General features: G+C 55.7%; 19 protein-coding genes. 13 read left to right on the top strand and 6 right to left on the bottom strand.

Annotated elements, in window-relative coordinates:
• Positions 1–13: 13 nt before the first annotated feature.
• The 10 genes from HZA03_11125 (at position 14) to HZA03_11080 (ending at position 9,547) form a co-directional block, all read left to right on the top strand.
• Positions 14–1,030, top strand: coding sequence for a hypothetical protein (locus tag HZA03_11125; protein ID MBI5638511.1), 1,017 nt, complete (start codon positions 14–16; stop codon positions 1,028–1,030).
• Between the two features lie 25 nt (positions 1,031–1,055).
• Positions 1,056–1,682: a hypothetical protein gene (locus HZA03_11120; protein MBI5638510.1), complete on the top strand. Its 627-nt coding sequence runs from the start codon at positions 1,056–1,058 to the stop codon at positions 1,680–1,682.
• Positions 1,654–1,929: a hypothetical protein gene (locus tag HZA03_11115; GenBank protein ID MBI5638509.1), complete on the top strand. Its 276-nt coding sequence runs from the start codon at positions 1,654–1,656 to the stop codon at positions 1,927–1,929. Before HZA03_11120 ends, HZA03_11115 begins: the two co-directional genes overlap by 29 nt.
• 68 nt (positions 1,930–1,997) lie before the next feature.
• Complete coding sequence (locus HZA03_11110) at positions 1,998–2,213, top strand: hypothetical protein (protein ID MBI5638508.1); 216 nt, start codon at positions 1,998–2,000, stop codon at positions 2,211–2,213.
• Complete coding sequence (locus tag HZA03_11105) at positions 2,210–2,725, top strand: purine-binding chemotaxis protein CheW (GenBank protein ID MBI5638507.1); 516 nt, start codon at positions 2,210–2,212, stop codon at positions 2,723–2,725. Before HZA03_11110 ends, HZA03_11105 begins: the two co-directional genes overlap by 4 nt.
• Positions 2,726–2,754: 29 nt before the next feature.
• Complete coding sequence (locus HZA03_11100; GenBank protein ID MBI5638506.1) at positions 2,755–4,533, top strand: DUF3365 domain-containing protein; 1,779 nt, start codon at positions 2,755–2,757, stop codon at positions 4,531–4,533.
• 130 nt (positions 4,534–4,663) lie between these two features.
• Entirely contained in the window at positions 4,664–6,223 is a 1,560-nt protein-coding gene (locus HZA03_11095; protein ID MBI5638505.1) for a tetratricopeptide repeat protein, read from the top strand.
• A gap of 161 nt (positions 6,224–6,384) precedes the next feature.
• Entirely contained in the window at positions 6,385–7,122 is a 738-nt protein-coding gene (locus tag HZA03_11090) for a PAS domain S-box protein (protein MBI5638504.1), read from the top strand.
• Positions 7,123–7,207: 85 nt separating this feature from the next.
• Complete coding sequence (locus tag HZA03_11085) at positions 7,208–8,764, top strand: response regulator (GenBank protein MBI5638503.1); 1,557 nt, start codon at positions 7,208–7,210, stop codon at positions 8,762–8,764.
• 438 nt (positions 8,765–9,202) lie between these two features.
• Positions 9,203–9,547 (top strand): hypothetical protein, encoded by a 345-nt coding sequence (locus HZA03_11080; protein ID MBI5638502.1) that lies wholly within the window; start codon positions 9,203–9,205, stop codon positions 9,545–9,547.
• Between the two features lie 545 nt (positions 9,548–10,092).
• Here HZA03_11080 and HZA03_11075 read toward each other — a convergent pair.
• The 6 genes from HZA03_11075 to HZA03_11050 form a co-directional block, all read right to left on the bottom strand.
• Positions 10,093–10,971, bottom strand: coding sequence for a response regulator (locus HZA03_11075; GenBank protein ID MBI5638501.1), 879 nt, complete (start codon positions 10,969–10,971; stop codon positions 10,093–10,095).
• A gap of 462 nt (positions 10,972–11,433) precedes the next feature.
• Positions 11,434–12,483, bottom strand: coding sequence for a rod shape-determining protein (locus HZA03_11070; protein MBI5638500.1), 1,050 nt, complete (start codon positions 12,481–12,483; stop codon positions 11,434–11,436).
• 1 nt (position 12,484) lies between these two features.
• Positions 12,485–13,936 carry a GGDEF domain-containing protein gene (locus HZA03_11065; protein MBI5638499.1) on the bottom strand — a complete coding sequence of 484 codons (1,452 nt, stop codon included), beginning with the start codon at positions 13,934–13,936 and terminating at the stop codon, positions 12,485–12,487.
• Positions 13,937–13,962: 26 nt separating this feature from the next.
• Complete coding sequence (locus HZA03_11060; GenBank protein ID MBI5638498.1) at positions 13,963–14,736, bottom strand: Stp1/IreP family PP2C-type Ser/Thr phosphatase; 774 nt, start codon at positions 14,734–14,736, stop codon at positions 13,963–13,965.
• A complete protein-coding gene (locus HZA03_11055; protein ID MBI5638497.1) occupies positions 14,733–16,319 on the bottom strand; it encodes a citramalate synthase in 1,587 nt (528 codons plus the stop codon). The genes HZA03_11060 and HZA03_11055 overlap by 4 nt, the downstream gene beginning before the upstream one ends.
• Entirely contained in the window at positions 16,320–17,534 is a 1,215-nt protein-coding gene (locus tag HZA03_11050; GenBank protein ID MBI5638496.1) for an aspartate kinase, read from the bottom strand.
• Between the two features lie 198 nt (positions 17,535–17,732).
• Here HZA03_11050 and HZA03_11045 point away from each other — a divergent pair, with 198 nt between their 5' ends.
• The 3 genes from HZA03_11045 to HZA03_11035 all read left to right on the top strand — a co-directional run.
• Positions 17,733–18,995, top strand: coding sequence for a 6-phosphofructokinase (locus HZA03_11045; GenBank protein MBI5638495.1), 1,263 nt, complete (start codon positions 17,733–17,735; stop codon positions 18,993–18,995).
• A 19-nt stretch (positions 18,996–19,014) separates the two neighbouring features.
• Entirely contained in the window at positions 19,015–19,788 is a 774-nt protein-coding gene (locus HZA03_11040; protein ID MBI5638494.1) for an amidohydrolase family protein, read from the top strand.
• Position 19,789: 1 nt separating this feature from the next.
• On the top strand, positions 19,790–20,633 hold an 844-nt coding region (locus HZA03_11035; GenBank protein MBI5638493.1), incomplete at its 3' end, for an ATP-grasp domain-containing protein.

The raw sequence follows: 20,633 nt of genomic DNA, 5'->3' as shown, positions 1-20,633 counted from the left end.
TAACCAAAAGGAGATGATGGTGAAAGATACCGCCGAAGCCCACAAATCCAATCGAGACCTCATGGTCATGGAGGTGGTGTTGCTGGTGGCCGGCATCGCTTTGGGTATCGTCTTCGGTATGGCCATTACCCGTTCGATTACCAAGCCTATCAACCGGATTGTCGAAGAACTTAACGACGGCAGCACTCAGGTGGCCGCCGCCTCCGGCCAAATATCGTCCGCCAGCCAATCGCTTGCTTCGGGCGCAACCGAGCAGGCGGCGGCGCTGGAGGAAACATCCGCGTCGCTGGAGGAAATATCCAGCATGACCGAAAAGAACGCCGAGAACGCCCGGATGGCTAACAAGATGATGGGAGAAAGCAGCGTGCTGGTCACCTCCGGCGTCAGCTCGATGAACGATATGGTGAACGCCATGAAGCAGATTGAAAACTCATCCCGCGAAATATCGAAGATCATCAAGGTGATCGAAGAGATCGCCTTCCAGACCAACCTGCTGGCCCTCAACGCGGCGGTGGAGGCGGCCCGCGCGGGCGAGCATGGCAAGGGATTCGCCGTCGTGGCCGAAGAAGTCCGCAACCTCGCGCAGCGCTCCGCCACCGCTTCCAGGGATACGGCCTCCCTTATTGAAAACGCCGTCAGCAAAACCGCCGAGGGAAGCGCCATCGTCGGCAAGCTGTCCGGGAACCTGGGCCGCATCAGCGAGAGCATCGGCAAAGTGAACACGCTGGTGGCGGAAATCACTTCGGCCAGCAACGAGCAATCGATCGGCATCGGCCAAGTGACCAAAGCGGTGACGCAGATGGATCAGGTGACGCAAGCCAACGCCGCCACGGCGGAGGAATCGGCCTCGGCCAGCGAAGAGCTCAACGCGCAAGCGGAAACCATGCAAGGCGTGGTGAGCAATCTGGTGCATCTCATCCGAGGCGCCAACGGCGCAAACCGCGCCATGGAATCCGCCGCGCCCACGCGCAAAGCGGCGCGGCATGAAGCATCCCCCAAAAGGCTGCCAATTTCCCATGCAAGAGCTTAGCGGCCGCGGCGGCTATTAAAGGGGCATGCCGTTTAAAAATAAAAAAATCCTGACAGCCGCCGCGTTGGCCGGGTTGACGGCTATCGCGTCCGCCCTGCTCGTCACGCTCGAAACGCTCAAGCGGGAGCCGTCGTTTTGCTCCGTCTGCCACCTGCCGGACGGTGTCACGCTCCATGCTGAGAAAAACCGGATTTTTGGCGAAAGGCCGCCGCGCGACCTCGCCGCCCTGCACCGCGCCAGGCAAGCCGGCTTCGTCTGTTCCGAATGCCACGAAGGACGCACATTCGGGCGGCGGCTCGCCATCCGATGGGAAGAGGCAAAAAATACCACCGCATATTTTCTGGGGACTTTTAAGGAGCCGGAACGGCTGAAGGCCGGGCTGATGCCGGACGAAACGTGCGAATCATGCCATCAATCGCTCCCCATCAAACGCGACGCCTTCCACGGGATCACCGCCCACCGTCCGAAAATAAAATCTCCCTGCATCGATTGCCACGCCTCGCACACCGCCGGTGACCCCGCTTATCATTTCCTTGACCGCGAGAGGGTGAAAAAAGCCTGTGCGCGTTGCCACCGGAATATCCCCGGCACATTCCAAGCCGACCCTTCCCTTGGTTCGAAGCTTGAGCGGCCTGTTGCTCCTCCTCGATAAAGCCGAAGAACACGGCGCATTTCCCGACCCTCCCCGCTATGTCCGCCTCGTCATCGATGATAAGCAGTTTCAGTTGCCGCATATTTATTATCGTCATGAAACGGTTATGCATAAAAATATGCAGCATGTGTTGAAAATAATGCATTTCTGTCTCAAGCAATACGGAGCCGCAATTATGCGCCTTGCAAATCAATTAAATACGATAAGCGCAAAAACGGCATCACTTATGCTTTACAAATGCGGATAGCGTCTAGGGGAAAAATGCACATCTCTCTTGGTCTATGAATGGGGATGACCTTAAGCGGGGGGTTTTAAATGATGATGGGATTGATTTTGAGCAACGAACGTTTCTTCGGCTGCGACGGCGGGGCGATGCCAGACAATGCCAAGACGCTTTTTCTCCGGCCCGACGGCTCGGCAAAATTGCTTTCTTGGGCCGCGCTCAACATCTTGGGTCCGTGTTCCGGCGAGTGCGGCTTGTGTGACGTAACCGCCAATTATTTCACCCGAAAAGAGGAGACCATATCATGACCGTTAATAACCTGAAAGAAGCCGCATACGCTCGCGGCGGCAAATACCTTACCTTCACCCTAGGGTCTGAGACCTACGGTCTTGAAATCCTCAAAGTACGGGAAATCATCGGGGCGCGCGGCGTGACTATCACCGCTGTTCCCCAGCTTCCCGCCAATGCCCGCGGTGTCATGAATCTCCGCGGTGTGGTCATCCCAATCATCGATTTACGGCTGAAATTCAACATGGCCGAGAAAGAATACAATCGCGAGACCTGCATTATCGTGTTGACGGTGGGGAGCCAGCTTATGGGTATCGCGGTGGATGCCGTCTCGGAAGTGCTCGACATCGAAGAGGGATACATCTCGCCTCCACCGCCATTTGGCGCGAGTGTTTCCACGGACTTCATCTTGGGGATGGGAAAAGTGAAAGACAAAGTCGTCCTATTGCTTGACATTGGTTGCGTTTTGCTCGACATCAGCGCGACGATGGGTTCCGCGCCGTCCTTGTCCGGGGCAGCCACCAGCAACTAATTTACCGAAAATAAAGGGGAGGAAAAAAGATGAAGAACCTGAGCTTGATGGGAAAGATCGTAATTGCCATCGCCATTTCGCTGGTGGTCGCGACCGCGACCGTATCCTACATTGCCGTGCGGCAATACCGCGCCGACATGATGGACGAACTGTTCTACAAAGCCCGTGCCATCGGCCGCATGGCCGAGAACGCGCGCGTCGCCACGGGCAACCTGGTCGCGCGCCAGGCTTTCAAACAGGAAGCCCTCATCGCCGAAGCCCAAACCCAACTCGCGGGACTTCCCGTCGGCTCACCGCAGTATTTCGAGCGTCTGCGCCAAACCACCTTTTACAATACCATTCCCGTGGTTTCCGCGTTCAACGCCGCGCTAAAGGGGGCGGAAGAGAGCCACTTTGCTTTTAAACCCACGCGCTTCAACGCGCGCAATCCAAACTCGTTGCCGGTAACAGCGAAGGAAAAAGAACTGCTCCAGAAATTGCAGGAAGGCGCAACCGAGGAAATCGCCGAGGTGGACGCCGAAACCAACTCCTTCCGCTATTTCCGCACTGTGACGCTCACCCGTGAATGCCTGCTATGTCACGGCACGGCCAATGATGATCCGGCACGGCCTAATACCGCGACTGATCCAGTCGGTTTCGCCAAGGACGGCAAACGGGAAGGTGATAAACACGGCGCCTTCCAGATCATTATGCAACTCGCGCCTGTTGATGCCGCGGTGCGCGGTCTCGTGATCAAAGCCCTCGTTGCGACCTTTGTGGTCGTGCTTTTCGCCGCCTTCGCGGTTGCCTATATTATTCGCCGCACAGTGGTCAATCCCATCCGGGAAATCTCACGCGAGATGACTGAAGGCGCAACCCAAGTGACAGCCGCCTCAAGCCAAGTGTCTAACTCCAGCCAGGAACTTTCCGAGGGCGCGACCAACCAGGCGGCATCCCTTGAGGAAACATCGGCATCCCTCGAGGAGATCACCTCCATGACCAGCCAAAACGCGGATAACGCCGCCGCCGCCAACAACCTCATGACTGAAAGCCGCCAGCTTATTGAGAGTGGCACCGAATCAATGAAACGTATGGTGAAAGCGATGGATGAGATCAAGAAATCCTCGAATGAAATGGGCCGCATCATCAAAACCATCGAGGAGATCGCTTTCCAAACCAATCTGCTGGCGCTGAACGCCGCGGTCGAAGCCGCGCGCGCGGGCGATGCGGGCAAAGGATTTGCCGTGGTCGCCGAGGAAGTCCGCAACTTGGCCCAGCGCTCCGCGACGGCCGCGCGGGACACCGCCACCCTTATAGAGACATCCATCTCAAAGTCGGGGGAAGGCGAGATTATTGTCGCCGAAGTGTCCAATTCGCTGACGGCGATTGTCGGCAGCGTGAAAAAAGCCGGTGATCTGGTAAGCGAAATATCCGCCGCCTCAAGGGAACAATCACAGGGCGTGGCCCAAGTCACCCAGGCCGTCACGGCGATGGATAGCGTCACGCAACGCAACGCCGCCGTTTCGGAGGAGTCTGCGTCCGCGGCCGAACAACTCTCGGCGCAGGCGGAAATGCTACAGGACACTATCGAGCGTCTCGGCCTTGTAATCACAGGAAGCAATGGCAATGGGATGGGCCAGCATAATTTGCCCGCCGCCGGTCGTGCGGCATTACCGTTCCGGCCGAAGGCAACATTGCCCGGCCGAACCACGCCCGCTCCAGTGAAAAGAAAGAAAAACATAACTCCCGCCCTGCCTCCTCCGAATGCCGCCAGAAAAGCCCCCGAGGACGTGATCCCGTTTGACGACGGAGATATGCGGGAATTTTGAGCCATGTTGGCCGGAGTGGTTGTCGCCGCTCTTTTTCGGCCCGCCGCGGCACATCACGCGGCGGGCTTTCCCCGCTTCGATGATGATAACTCCGCGGGAAGTTATTACCCTTTTGGGGTATTATTAGCGTATGCCTGATTACAAAGTGATAATCACCGCGCAGGATGAACAGGAATTCCTTTTATTCAAGGGTTTTCTTGGGAACATCCCGTTTAAAGAACATCTTGATGATTTCAATCTGGTCATATCCCGGGAAACAACCGCGGCGGCCACTCTCAAAATGATCATGTCGGGCCATTCAAGCTATGTCTTTTACGACTTGGTGATCATCGCCCATAACTTGGATGGAATCCAGTTTGCCAACAGACTTGCCGAGTCGGCCTGGGAGGGAATGCCGCAAGTGATGGTGTATGGCGGCAACGCGACAAAAGACTCCAAACGGATGCTGGAAGAAGGCTCTGCGGTATTTCTTGAATCCCCTTTCACGAATGAACGGTTCAGGGAGGGGATGGAAGCGATCATGCAAAGACTTTTCTCGGATGAAGAAAAAGAACGGAAAGAACTGCTTGAGCGCCTCGGGGAAGACATCAATGCGCCGGACTTTTTGACCAAGCTTGAAAACATCTATCTGAATTCCATCCGCAAGCTCGGGCATTACAAGAGCCATGCCCCGTGGAGTCCCGCCGCATACGAAGGGCTGGGAAAAGCGAATACCGGCTGCAACAGGTTTGACGAGGCGCTGCAAAACTATAAAAAGGCCGTGGCACTTGATCCTTCGCGCGTTGATTCGCATAAAGGGCTGGTTTCCTGTTACAAGCGGATGGGGAAAGCTTTGGAAGAAGCATCTGAAATTCAAGACCTGCTTCGTTATTACCCCACCTCTTCCGAACTGTTGTTGAGAATAGGGGAAGCCCATTTGCGGGAAGGGGAATATCTCGAGGCGGAGGAATATTTCAAGAAAGCCATCGCTTTCCACCAGGCGGAAGACGGTGTGCGGCTTAAGGCAAAGTCCCACTCCTCCCTCGGCAGGGCGTATATTCTCCACGGAGACAGCCGGAAGGACGAAAAAAAGTACCGCGAAGCGGAGCGCGAGTCCAATACCGCCAAAGTACTGGATCCGCTCCTTGTTTCCGCGTACAACAACCTGCTGATCGTCTACAAAAAGCTGGGAAGATACAAAGAGGCGGAAATCCTTTTCCGGGAGGCCGTCAAAATAATGCCCGACGATGCGGATGGGTGGTTCGAGCTTTTCCAGATATACCTTTCCGATGGCGAAAAGAACAAGGCGGCCTACTCGCTGGAAAAAGCGGTGCAGCACGACCCTGAAAACCAGGTCATCCCCTGCCTGGCCGGAATCACCTATATGCGCCAGAACATGTTCGAGGAGGCGGTGGAGGCCTTTTCAAAGGCGGTCGAAATGAATTCCTCCGATGTCCGTCTTTATAACTATCTGGGAATCTGTTACCGCCGGATGAAGCGTTATCCCCTAGCGGTGGATAGTTACAAAAAAGCGCTGGCTATCGACCCCGAAGACCCGGTCATTTACTACAACTTGGGCAAGGCCCATCTTCAGGCCGACGAAAAGGAGCAGGCGGAGAAGGCATTCACCAGCGCGTTAAAGCTGAAGCCGGACTTTGAGGAGGCCAAAGAGGCCTTAGGGCTGTTGACGGGCGGTGGAAGAAACGGCTAGGGATTCAGGAGGCAACCATGGACGGGCGGAACTTACATGGGGGTGGCGGGCATCGCACGATCGGCCCTGCGGCGATTTTTCTCGCGATAATCACGGTAACTTTTATTGGCGAGGCGGCGATAATGCTCCTTTTGCCGGAACTGCCTTTATATACAGCTACCGTGCTGGATGCCGCGCTTCTCAGCATCATCCTTTTCCCATTGATCTATCTGCTGGTGTACCGGCCCTCCATTCTTCAAATACGCGAGTTAGATGAAAAGGAATCAAGGCTAAAGGAACTCAACGAATCGCTCGAAGCAAAGGTCGGCGCCCGTACGCGGGAGATGGAGGAATTGAATGCGGAGATGAAGGCCATCCTCGATTATTCCTCCGACGCCATTTTGCGGATTGACGGATCGGGACTGATCCAGAGCGCGAACAGGAGAGCCGTCGAAATGTTGCGCTGCCGGATAAGCGCCCTCATGGGTATGGCCATTTCGGATATCTTCCCCATAGACGCCCAACGGCTGATGGTGGACGGCTTTGTCGCTTCGCTGGGAAGCTGGAGCGATACTTTCGTGGAAAGCAGGCTGGAGATGGAGGCCAAAAGGGGGGACGGGACTCTCTTTCCCGTGGAACTGGGAGTCTCGGGCTGCGTAATAAAAGGGGATACTTCTTCCATTATGGTCGTACGCGACATAACGGAACGTAAACACGCCGAATCAGTGATAAGGGAGCGGCAGATGCGCCTCCAGGCGGTGATAGACAACTCGGCGGCGGCGATATTCCTGAAGGATCGTGACGGGACGTATATCATGGCCAACAATCGTTTTGCCGAGATAGCCGGAAAGAGCAAAGAACAGGTCATCGGCAAGAAGGATTGGGAACTCTTTCCCGAATATCACGCCCGCCTCTTCTAAGGAGGCGGATGAGCGTGTCAGGCAAAGTGGACAAACAATGCAGTTCGAAGAGAATATCAGTGTACATGGCGGGAAAGTGTTTTTTTTGACGACAAAATTTCCCCTCTTCGACGAAGAGCGGAATATATACGCCGTCGGCGGCATCGCAACCGACATCACCAGGCAAAAACTTATCGAGGAAGAGCTGCGGCGGAGCAAATCCAGCCTTTCAAAGGCGCAGGATCTCGCCCTGATTGGCAATTGGGATTGGAACCTTGCGAGCGGCGGGATGTACTGGTCCTCGCAGGCGTATCGTAATTTCGGTTTTGCACCGGGGGCGGTTTCCCCCACCTATCGGCTGATGGTGGATACGACAGATCCCAATGACCAGAACCTTTTGAAAAAGACTTTTTATGGAGCGATTTTTGAAGATGTCCCGCTTGATGTCGAAATCCGTATCGGCTCAGACGGGGAATTAAAATATCTCCATTTAAAAGGGGAAACCGTGTTTGATGACCAGCGGGAGCCGGTTCATTTGATTGGAACCGTCCAGGATGTTACGCGCGGAAAATTGTTGGAAAATGAATTAAGGACGGCGAAGGAGATTGCCGAGGAGGCGACGCGCCTGAAAGACAAATTCGTAGCCCTTGTTTCACACGACCTGCGGACTCCCCTTACAACGGTTACCGGTTATTTGAAGCTTTTGTACCGGGATATGGAAACACTTTCCGACGGGGAGAAAAAAGAGATCGTAACACATGGCCTTGATGGGGCCGATAAAATGCTCGCGCTCATTGAAGAGATACTGAATATCAGCCGCCTGCAAAGCGGCAAAATGCAATTAAACGGGAAGTTCATTGATGCCAACTACATCGCCATCAAAACGGTCTCCACCTTCCTGCCCATAGCGGAGAAAAAGGGGATAAACATCGTAAACGGTATTCCGCGGCATACGCGCATCTATGCCGATGACGCGCTCATAACGGAGGTAGTCAACAACCTTGTTTCCAACGCCATCAAATTTTGCCGAAACGGGGGAGAAATAACCCTCTTCATGCAAAAAGACCATCCACCCACCTTGGCGGTAAAAGATACCGGCATGGGGATAGAGCCAAAACGGCTGGATGACCTTTTCAGGTATGAGGTGAAGACATCCACTGTGGGAACCGCGGGAGAGCGCGGGACGGGATTCGGGCTTCCGCTAGCCAATGACATTGTGAAAGCCCATGGCGGCGGCCTGCATGTGGAGTCGGTTCCTGGGCAGGGAAGCATTTTTTATGTGGAACTCCCCTTTATTGTTCCCCGTGTGCTTATTGTGGAGGACAACCCGCATCAACGCCAAATTATCAAACATTATCTCTTGCCCATGAAAGTGGAGATATTGGAGGCGGAAAGCGCGGAGGATGCCCAAGAAATAATAACAAGGGAAGGGTATCCCCATTTGATGCTCCTTGACGTAATGTTGCCGGGGATGTCCGGCATTGAATTTCTTGAAAATATCCGGAAAGAGCGCGATGCGAAACTGCTTCCGATCATTATCATGACGGCCGAAACGGGGGTTGAGATCAAGGAGAATGCTTTCCGGGCGGGCGCCAATGATTTTGTCAACAAACCGTCTGAGGCGGCGGACCTCATCCCGCGAATAAAAAGATATATTGCTTAAATCCACACTATGGCGCAGCCAAGAAGCGGCATTTTCTTTTAGGGTTTAATGCGGTGCATCTGAGCGGCAATTGCAACACGTCTATGTAAAATAACTTCTTGGGGGAAGGCACATTCTTTCCTCTCATCCACAGCCTCATCCATCTGTTGACATTCGTGATACGTTGTATTCAAATAGACGTGTGAAGGGATTTGAATGGAGCGAAAGAAAAAATGCCATCCTCAAGAAAAGCCGAGGCGTTTCATTTGATGCTGTTGTATTGGAAATCGCGGAGGGCAGACTCTTGGACATGCTGATAAATGCCAATCACCCCGGGCAGGTAATCAGGCTAAAAGGATACGTTCATTGCGTACCAGCCATAATGCACCAAGATGTTATCCGGCTGATCACCATCTATCCATCCAGGAAAATGAACGACAAATGTAAGGAGTCCTTATAATGATCCGAAAAACCATATTGTCAAAGGAAGAACGGGATATCGAAAAAAACCTTGGAGGGGGTACTTGGAAGAGCGCCCCGAAAGAGGAAATTACAAGGCATGTTAAAACCGCCCAGGCTTTTGTCCGTTCCAGAAAAAAGGAAGGGCGTATCAATATTCGGATTGCCGATGGCGATCTTGCCCTTCTAAAGAAAACAGCCGAATCCGAAGGGCTTCCCTATCAGACTTTTATGGCGAGCGTTTTACATAAATACGTTAACGGCCAGTTGGTTGACCGTAAGGTGATCGCCGAACTTAAAGGGATTATGACCTCAAAAAAGAGAGCCAAACCCGTAAAGACGTGAGAGTGGCATCCATTTCAAATGTAGCCGAATTGTATCCGAAATGATCCGGAAGCATCGGAAGCAATAGGAATTCATAGAATTGAGAGACACTCTTATCAAACTGAATAATAATTGGTTGTTGCCATAACCATGTAATTATCGACGTGAATTAATTGGGATATATTTTTTTTGTTTGGTTTTTCTGAACATAAAGCCTGCAAGTCATTGACTTTATGGGCATTACCTGCCATGCTTGGCCGAGTCCGCACTACTCTGAGGCGGCCCTCTTCACGGCGCAAACACGGGTTCGACTCCCGTTGGGGCTACCAAATATTTAAGATCATCCCATAATCACAATTTCACCCTACCAGATTATTTGGGTCTTAGGAGTCGAAGCGAGCCGATGTGCGCGACCGATAAGGGAGCGACGGCAAACAGGACGTTTGCCGAAGCGGCGAAGGCGGGCCGCGCAAGCCGGAGCGTGACGCGACGGCGCGTGTGGCCGACTCCCGTTGGGGCTACCAAAAAACATCATTCATGCTGAACGCAATGGGAGTGATGGAGAACTAGAGCTTGACCGTCGCCACCACTTCGTTGCCGTTGCCCAGATATTCCAGATTGTGGAAGCTTGTGTGGCGGGACATGGCTATCCCGCGGCCGTGGGTGTCAAACACCCGTTCGGGGCTTATCTCCAGATACGGAATCCAATCGAAACCTTCCCCTTCGTCTTTCACGCGGAAACGGATTTCGCCCGTGAATTTTTCGATTTTGATGGTGGCCTTCCTTGCGGCGTACCGCGGCATGGTGAAGCGGCGCCGGATTTCCTCCTCCCATGCCCCTTCTTCTATCAGCCGCGATTTTTCGGCGTAGGTTATACCCAGATTGCCGTGCTCCACCGCGTTTAATAAAAGCTCCCAAAGTCCAACGGCCACCTTTTCCGGGGATGGACACTCCCGCGACAGCAGATTTGAGACTATATGCACCTCCTCCAGTGTGCGAACGTGGTAGAGGTTTTCAGATTTCAGTGAAACGCCGCACAAATCATTTTCCGGTTCTTCCAGTAACGATGTCTGCTGCATAAAATCATTAACCGCCGCCGCCGTTATCAGCCGCACCGCCTCCATGGAATAAGGCTTCGTAAGGTAGTAATATGCACCGGCTTGGATACCTTCCCTGATTTCGTGGCTTTCGCAACTGGCTGTCTGCATTATCACCGGCAGGTTTTTAAGGCTGTTGTGGCTTTTTATCCTCTTCAGCACTTCCAGGCCGTCCATTTCCGGCATGATGCGGTCCAAAAGCACGGCAAGATACTTTTCCGGCGAGCGGGTAAGCAGTTCCCACGCACGTTTCCCGTTCACAGCCATCTCCATCCGATAGCCCGCCGGCTCCAAGTATTCCCACAGCGTAGCGCGGGCCACGCTGGAGTCATCCACGATCAGAATCATTTCAGGTTCATGATTACCAAAGCATGGAAAACCAGCCGAATCGCGCACTCCCCCTTTTCCCAACCCCTCAAACATTACTTATTACACCTCTTTAGTCCTATTTGAACAAAATTATATTAATCCTATAAAGAATGTCAACTTTATTTTTTGCATCTTAACCTGGGGCGCCGGCAAACAAGACGTTTGCCGAAGCGGCGAAGGCGGGCCGCGCAAGCCACCACATGATGTGATGGCGCCTGTGGCCGGCTCTCTGGGGCTACCAACTATTGATGCCTGCATGAATAATGTCCTATCAGGAAATCCTACAAAAAATGTCATGCCCGTGCAGACGGGCATCCAGAGCCTGGATTCCCGCCGGAGTTTATCCCCGCGAAGGCGGGGGCGGGAATGACAATTCGTTTAGCACGGACATTGACCATGCAGGTATCAATAATTCTTCAGGCACACTCCGGCATAGAGGGATCAGTTGACGATAACGCGCTTGTAGATATCGAATTCTTCCAGCACCCGCCCCGCGCCGCGGACGATGGACGTGAGCGGATCACGCGAGCGGTATACCGGCAGCCCCAGTTCGCCCGTCAAGCGTTTACCGAGCCCCCGGATCAACGCGCCGCCGCCGGCCAGCACAACGCCGCGGCTGCACACGTCGGCCGCCATTTCGGGTGATATGCCGTTCATGGAGCGATGCACCGCGTCCACGATAGCCTTGACCGGCTCGTGGATCGCTTCACGAATCATCTTGTCAGTCACTATTATCCGTTTCGGCAAACCGTTCACCATATCGCGGCCGCTGGCTTCGGTTTCCAGCGGCGTTTCCAGCGGGAAGGCGGAACCGATGTGTATCTTGATTCGCTCCGCCTCGAAAATACCGATGTCGAGGCCGTGGCCGCGGCGGAGGTATGCGACAATCGCATCGTCCAATTCGTCGCCAGCCACGCGGATCGACTCGCTATACGCCGTGGCGAACATGGAGATGATCGCCACCTCGGTGGTGCCGCCGCCAATATCGACGATGAGGTTGGCCCGCGATTCGTGAATCGGCATGTTGGTGCCAATCGCGGCGGCCATCGGCTCTTCAACGAGGTAAACGACGCTCATACCGGTCTCCTGCGCCGCTTCGATGACCGCCTTTTTCTCCACCTGTGTGATGCCGGATGGAACGCCGATGACGATTCTAGGTTTCACAATGATGGAACGGATGCCGGCCTTCTTGATAAGGCCGGAGATCATCACCTTCGCCGCGTCGAAATCGGCGATAACGCCGTCCTTAAGCGGCCGGATGGTGATGACATCCTGCGGCGTTTTGCCGTACATCTGTTTGGCCGCAATCCCTATGGCCACCACTTTCTTGGTTCGCTGGTCGATAGCCACGACGGAAGGTTCATTCACCACGATCCCCCGTCCGCGCGCGTGGATCAGCGTGTTGGCGGTTCCCAAGTCCATCGCCAGGTCGGTGACGAAGGAGCCTCGTATCTTTTGCCAAAAATTGGCGTAACCCTTATTGTTGGCCATCTCAAACGCCACCTTTCGTGTTGCCGTTCCAGGAAGCGACGGATTGCGCCGTTTTCCGGGCCTCTTTCAGCGCCCCGAACGAATGTTTAATAAGCTCATTGCCGTTTTTGCCGTCATCGGGATAAAACGCGACGCCTATATTACCTTCAAACACCGTTTTTTTGTCATCTATAAAAAAACTCTTGGCACGCAGCAGATCCAAAAGTTTGGCCGCGGCGATCAACGCATCCTCGCGCGAGTGGTCCTTGAGAAAGATCAGGAACACATCGCCGTAGTAACGGGTAACATAGCCGCTTTTGTCCACCACCCGCTTGAAGAAGCCGGCTATCTCCACCAGCGCGTCGTCGGCGGCGCTCACCGAGAAATCACGCGTAACACGGCTGAAATCGCGTATGTCGAGCGCCAGCAGCGCGCCGCGCGCATCCCCCAACTTTTCAATTTTTTCATTAAGGTGGAGGTAATTCCCCAGCCCGGTAAGCGAATCGACCTTGCGCGATATCAGACTAATGCCATACGCGTATGAGCCCGCCACGTATGAAGCAGCCACCGACCCAAGGATCGCCAGTATCCGTTCATCGGCGGCGGTAAAGCCGTTCGGCCGGACGCTTAACACGCCCAGCGCGCCGATCACATGCTTGCGCACCACCATCGGCACCCCGAGGAACGAGCGGTACTCCCGCCGTTCGCCGCCATCCATCTCGAATTCCTGACGGTTTTCCCCCAAAACGTGGTGGTTGAGCGGCTTGTTTTTCCGCACCACCCACCCCATGAGCGAGCTATCCATATCCAGCGGTATCTTGCGCAGTTCATCGCCGCCCCCCTCCTGCCGGGCGAGGATGTGGAATTTTCCCTCTTCCGACGCCTTAAGGGCGAAGATGAACTTCTCGTTGGGAATAAGTTTGTTGATGTTCTGGTAGAGCGCCGCGACAATATGGCTCATCTTTTCAGCGGCCGCCATTTCGCGTACCACTTCCTGTATCGCCTCCAGGTTTCCGGCCTCCTGCCACAGATTCCAACGTTCTTCGTGGCGCACCGTTTCCTGGGCGAACACCCCGGCAAAGTCCTGCAATATCTTCTGGTGTTTTTCGGAGAAAACGTATTGCCGTTTGCTGTCCACCGTTAACACGCCGATCAACCGTTCGCCGCGCATCACCGGCGCCGCCATGAACGATTTGAGGTTTTCCTGGGTGTTGTAGAGCTTCAGCGTGGCGGTATCGTGCGAAAACTCCTTCACCGTTATCGGCTTGCGTTCTTTGGCCACCCAGCCGATGATCCCCTGTCCGGGGAGGAAGGAAGCGGCGGGATTGACGGTCTCGCCCAGGCTGAACCAGGTGAAAATACGGTACTCGTCGTCTTCCCCTTTCAGAAAGAACGCCACTGTGAAAGCGTCCAGCACGTTCACAACCAGTTTCACCAGGTTGTCAAAATCGCCTTTATCCGCCCGGTCCAGCATAGCCCCCCCACCCTTTATGCCGCGGTTTACGGCTCATCCACCCGGAGCAACACCACCGAAATATTATCAACGCCCCCGTGCGCTTTGGCCGATTCCACCAAAATATGGGCGCACTCTTCCAGGTCTTCGTGGTGCTGGCCGATAATCTCGCCGATGGCGGCGTCATCCACCATGTCGGTAAGGCCGTCGGAGCAGAGCAGGAATATGTCCCCCTTATGCGGCGGCACAACCTTCATGTCCACCTTGGTCTTTTCCATGTGCCCCAGCGCCCGGGTAAGCCGGTTCTTGAACGGCAGTTGCTCAAGCTGTTCGCGGGTCAAAAAGCCCTTCTTCAGTTCCTCGAAAAAGACCGAATGGTCTTCGGTGATCTGGTTGAACTCCCCCTTGCGGCGGAGGTATATGCGGCTGTCACCCACATGCGCGGCGAGCACGCTATCCGCGGTGACGTGCAACGCCACGATGGTGGTTCCCATTCCGTGGTATTCGGGAGCGAGCTCGGCCGATTCGGTTACGATGGTGTTGGCCCGGATGATGGCGTATATCAGCTTCTTGCCGGGAAGCGGCAGCTCCTTGGGAAAGGGTTGCAACTGATCCACAACTTCTTCGGGGGCATTTTCATATTCCTCGAAAAACTTCTGCACGCTGGCGAGCGCCAACCGGCTGGCGGTTTCACCGGCGTTGTGCCCCCCCATGCCATCAGCCAGGAGGAACAGCCCCAGCCGCTCGTCCACAAGAAGGAAGTCTTCGTTATTCTGCCTGCGGAGACCGACATCCGTCAGTGAACAGTGGCTCGTCTTCACTTCTTTTTGGCGGACTTTTTATGCAGTTTATAATCGATGGAATCGATCAGTGCCTGCCAACTCGCCTCGATAACGTTCTCGGAAACGCCGACAGTACCCCACTTGTTCCCCGCCGCGTCGCCCGATTCGATGAGCACCCGTGTTTTGGCGCTGGTGCCGGCGGTCTCGTCCAGGATGCGCACCTTGAAATCAAGCAGCTTGACTTCCTCAAGCTCGGGATAATATTTCACCAGCGCCTGGCGGAACGCCTTGTCCATCGCGTTCACCGGGCCGTTCCCTTCCGCCACGGCGTGATGCACGGCGCCATCCGGCGTTTTCACCATCACCACCGCCTCGCTGTACTGCGGCTCCTTGTCGTTCGGCACCGAAACGATAACGCGGGCGCGGAGCACATCGAAAAACTTTTTCCAGTGCCCTTTGGCTTTTTTGATGAGGATTTCGAGGGAACCATCAGCCCCCTCAAAGGCAAACCCCTGGCTCTCCATCTCCTTGATGGTGGTCAGCACCTGCTTCGCCACCGGATCGTCCGATCTCAGGTCGATGCCGTATTCCGCGGCCTTTGCCTGGATGCTTGCCTTGCCCGCGAGGTCGGACATGATAACGTGACGCTGGTTCCCCACCTTGTCCGGGGAGATGTGTTCATAGGTAATCGGATTTTTGAGCACCGCGTCCACATGCAGCCCCCCCTTGTGGGCGAAGGCGGCCTGCCCAACGAACGGCTGATGCAAATGCGGCTTGAGATTGGCCATTTCCGAGACGAAGAGCGATACTTCGCGCATCGTTTTAAGTTGCGCGCCGGAAATGCACTTGTACCCCATCTTGATCTGCAGATTGGGGATGATCGCCGTAAGGTCGGCGTTGCCGCAACGCTCGCCGAGGCCGTTAATGGTTCCCTGCACCTGCCGCGCGCCGGCCTGCACCGCCATCAGCGTGTTGGCCACCGCCAACGCGCCGTCGTTATGCACATGGATGCCGATGCGGCACCCGAAGCGCCGCTTCACTTGCGCGGTGATATCAAAAACCTCGTGCGGCAGCGCGCCGCCGTTGGTGTCGCAAAGCACCACCCAGCCGGCCCCGCCGGCCAGCGCCGCTTCAATGCACTCCATCGCATAGAGCGAATCATGTTTGTACGCGTCGAAGAAGTGCTCGGCGTCGAACACCACTTCATCCACCTTCGGCTTCATATAGCGGATGGAGCCGGTGATCAGCTTCAGATTGTGCGGCTTGGTGGTGCGCAGCACCTTCGTCACATGGACATCCCAGGTTTTCCCCACCAGTGTCACCACGGGGGCTTTGCTATTCAGCAGCAGACGGAGATTGGAGTCGGTGGCGGGAGTCTTGGCCGGATGGTGCGTGCTGCCGAACGCCGCGATCCGCGCCTGTTTCAGCTTGAGCTTACGGACTTCGGTGAAATAGGCGGCGTCTTTCGGATTGCTGCCGGGAAAACCGCCTTCGACGTAGTGGACCCCCAGATCATCCAGCTTTTCGGTGATGCGCAGCTTGTCTTGCAGCGAAAACGACACGTCCTGCGCCTGCGAACCATCGCGCAACGTCGTGTCATAAATAAAAACCCGCCCTGACATTTACCCTTCCAATCCGAACCCGGCGTGCAGGATGCGCACCGCCCGGTCCACGTCGTCCTTCCGGATGACGCAGGAAACCCTGATTTCCGACGTGGAGATCATCTCGATATTGATGCCCGCATCGGCAAGCAACTGGAACATCTTCGCCGCCACGCCGGAATGCGAGCGCATACCGACGCCGACGATGGAGACCTTGCCGATGTTTTCGTCCATCTGCACGTCCTTCGCGCCGATCTTCGCGGCGGCGCTTTTCAGGATTTTCAGCGCCTTGGCCGATTCGGTGCGCGGCACCGTGAGCGAAAGGTCGGTAAGCCCGCCCACGCCGACGTTCTGGATAATCATGTCAACATTGATTTCCTCTTTGGCGATATCGCCGAGGATGGCGGAGGCGATACCCGGCTTGTCCGGCACACCCACCACGGTCAGCTTCGCCTGATTCTTATCGTATGGCACGGCCGAGACCACTACTTTTTCCATTGACGGCTCCTCTGCAACGACCCAGGTACCGGGTCCTTCCTTAAACGTTGATTTTACCACTACCGGCATCCGGTATTTCGCCGCGAATTCCACCGAGCGCGTTTGCAGCACCTTCGCGCCGAGGCTCGCCATTTCCAGCATTTCCTCGTAGCTGATACGGTCTATCCGCCGCGCCTTCGGCTCCACGTTCGGGTCGGTGGTGTACACCCCGTCCACATCGGTGTAGATTTCGCACATGTCGGCCTTGAGCGCCACCGCCAGCGCCACGCCGGTGGTATCGCTGCCGCCGCGCCCCAGCGTCGTCACGTTCGATTTTTCATCGATCCCCTGGAAACCGGCCACAACCACGACGCAGTCATCGTCCAGATACCTCTTGATGTTCTCCCTGGCGATGCTCTTGATGCGCGCCTTGGTGTGCATGCTGTCGGTGACGATACCCGCCTGCCGCCCGGTCAGGCTCACCGCTTTCACCCCCATGTCCTGCAATGCGATAGCCAGCAACGCGATGGTCACCCGCTCCCCGGTGGAAAGGAGCATATCCATCTCCCGCTCCACCGGCTCTTTGGTGATCTCGTGCGCCAGCTTGACGAGGCTGTCGGTCTGCCCGGACATGGCCGAAAGAACCACCACGAGTTGGTCGCCCTGTTTTTTCTGCTCGGCAACTTTTTTTGCGACGTTCTTCAGGCGTTCCACGTTGCCAACGGATGTACCGCCATATTTCTGTACGATTAATGCCATAGTCGGTTGATTTTAGTTAAAAGTTCCCCGTAAAGCAATTTGCGCTTTTGAAACCTGCCTAATTTCCGGACAAGTGCGTATATGCGACAGTCGGGGATAAATGGCATATTTTGCTGCCGCGGTGTAAACTATCTTTGAAATCAAAGCGCTAGCTGCCCTGATAAACCGTAAATTCAACACACTAAGGAGTGACCGGGTATGAAAAAGATGAAGCGGTGCGCCATATTGGTGGGGGGCGGTCCCGCACCCGGCATTAACAGCGTGATAAGCGCGGCAACCATCAAGCTGCGCAACGAAGGGATTTCGGTCGTTGGGATAATGGACGGCTTCCAGCACCTGATGAAGGGGGACACCGCACAGATACGCGAGCTTGCCATCGACGATGTGGCGCATATTCATCTGGACGGGGGAACGATTCTGCGCACCTCTCGCGCCAACCCCACCAAAAAGGAAGAAGACCTGAAAACAGTGGTTGACGCCTTCAACACACTCAAAGTGGACGCCGTCATCACCATCGGCGGCGACGACACCTGTTTTTCCGCCATCCAGCTTGAAAAAAAGGCAAAGGGGAAAATCCAATTCGTACACGTACCCAAAACAATCGATAACGACCTTGACCTGCCCCACGGCATCCGCACGTTCGGTTTCACCACGGCGTGGGATTTCGGGGCCAAGATCACCCAGAGCATCATCGCCGACGCGCAAAGCACCAACCGCTGGTATTTCATCACCGCGATGGGGCGCAAAGCGGGGCATCTGGCGCTTGGCATAGGCAAATCGACCGGCGCCACGCTGACCATCATCCCGGAAGAATTCGGCGACGTGAAAGAGATCAGCCTCCAGCATGTGGTCGACATCCTTATGGGCGCGGTTATTAAACGGAAATCGCTTGGCAGGGAGTACGGCGTAGCGATCCTGGCCGAAGGATTGGCCGAGCGGCTCTCCGAATACGAGCTGAAAAAAATGGGGAAAATTGAATATGACGAACATGGCCACATACGTTTGGCCGAGATAGACCTTGGGGGGATACTCAAAGACGAAGTGACGGCGGGCCTTAAAGAGTTCGGCATCAAGGAGACCATCGTCGACAAGGATATCGGTTACGAGCTTCGCTCCGTGGCCCCAACCGCGTTCGACATCGAATACACCCGCGACCTGGGTTATAGCGCGGCCGTCTACCTGCTTAACGGCAACTCGGGCGATATGATTTCAATACAAGGGGGCGTGGCGGTGCCGATTCCCTTTACCAGCGCAATAGACCCGCAAACAGGCCGCACGCGCGTCCGGCTGGTTGATCCGGACACCCAGTCCTATCACGTGGCTCTGGAATACATGATCCGGCTGAAAAAAGTCGACTTTGAAAACAAGGACGACCTGGAAAAATTGGCCAAAATCGCGAAAATAACGCCAGAGGCCTTTGTAAAGCGCTTCGGCTACCTCGTCGGCATGGGCGGCAAATAGCGCCACGGGGGAAGACAGCATGTACATATCACCGATCGTCGACGCACACCTGCATATCAGCGAAAATGGCGAGTGGTTCGGCGGCAAATACAACGCCTCGCTCCCCCTGCTGCTGGAGCAAATGGACACCGGCGGCGTGAGCAAAGGGGTCATCATGGGCCTCGCGCAGCTCAACCAGAACGAATACCTCCGCCGCGCCTGCGAAGAACACCGCGGCATTCTCTACGCCATGGCCGGGTTTAACCCCATGACGCGGGAATTAGCCGCCGTGCGCGATTACCTTTCACACGATGCGTTTAAAGGGATAAAACTGCACCCCCGCCGCGACAACTACTCGCCGATGGATCCAAAGGCGCTGGCTGTTTACGAAGAAGCCGAGGAAAAAGGATGGGTGATTACCTTCGACGTATTTGGGCACTCGGCGCTCCTGCCACTGGAGGAACTGCGCCCCACCGTTTTTGACCGCCTTGCAAAACGCTTTCCCAAACTAAAGATAGTGCTCGCCCATTGCTGCGTGCCGTGGGTGCTGGAAGCGTTCTTCGTCGCGAAATCAAACCCGAACCTCTACCTGGACTGCTCGTTCATTATCGAACGTTTCCGCGGGAGCGGCGTGATGCAGGATTTGCTGTACACCGCCCAGCATCTTGACCGCAAGCTGATCTTCGGCTCCGATTTTCCCGAAGAACAGGTACACCGCTACCTCTCGATGGCGAAAATAGAGTTCAAAGACCTGCAGGAAGAAAAAAAGAGCAACATCTTCGGGCTTAACGCCATACAAGTGTACGGCCTGTAACATGTCCGCCGTCATCATGGTGCTGGGGGGAAACTTCTACACGGTTCCCTCCATCCTTTCGCTCAAGGAAGCGGGGTTTACGGTGGTTGTGGTGGACGGCGACCCTAAAGCCCCCGCCTTTGACATCGCCGACGCGTGCGGCAAATTCGATTTCCGCGATTGGGAACGGGGGCTTGCCCTTGCCCGCGCCCACAACGTACAAGGGGTCATGCCGACGCATGACCGGGGAGTGCTCCCCGCCGCCCTGATTGGCGAAGCGCTTGGGCTGCGCGGGCCGTCACCCGATGCCGCCCGCGCCGCCACCAGCAAAAAACTGATGCGCCGGGCATGGAGCGCCGCCGGACTCCCCTCACCCGCCATCGCGCTGGCCCGCAACGTGGAAGAATTCAAAACCGCCGCCGCGCGAATCGGCTTCCCCGCCATTTGCAAGCCGACCGGCGATGTCGGCGGCGGCAGCCGGGGTGTGCGGCGGCTCGACGCGGAGACCGACTTGGCCGATGCATACCGTTTCGCCACCTCGTTTTCCGATTCGCCCGAAGCGCTGGTGGAACCTTGTTACGAAGGACTGGAGCATAGCGTGGAAGTGCTGATGCGCGGCGGCGGTGGAGTGGCGCTCATGGTATCGGACAAAGTGAAAACGCCGCCCCCTTACCGCGTGGACAAAAGCGTGATCTATCCCACGCGCCTCACCGGCGCGGCATTGCAACGGGTGCGGATGCTTTCCGTGGAAGCGGCGCGCGCGGTGGGATTGCGCGACGGCGCGGCGCACGTGGAACTCTGCACGCTGCCGGACGGCGGCAACGCGCTCTTTGAGATCGGCCTGCGCTGCGGCGGCGGCGCAACGC

The sequence above is a fragment of the Nitrospinota bacterium genome, assembly GCA_016217735.1.
GTDB lineage: Bacteria > Nitrospinota_A > UBA7883 > JACRGQ01 > JACRGQ01 > JACRGQ01.
The sequence above is the reverse complement of the archived record's forward strand: the minus strand, read 5'-3'. Positions and strand labels throughout refer to the sequence as shown.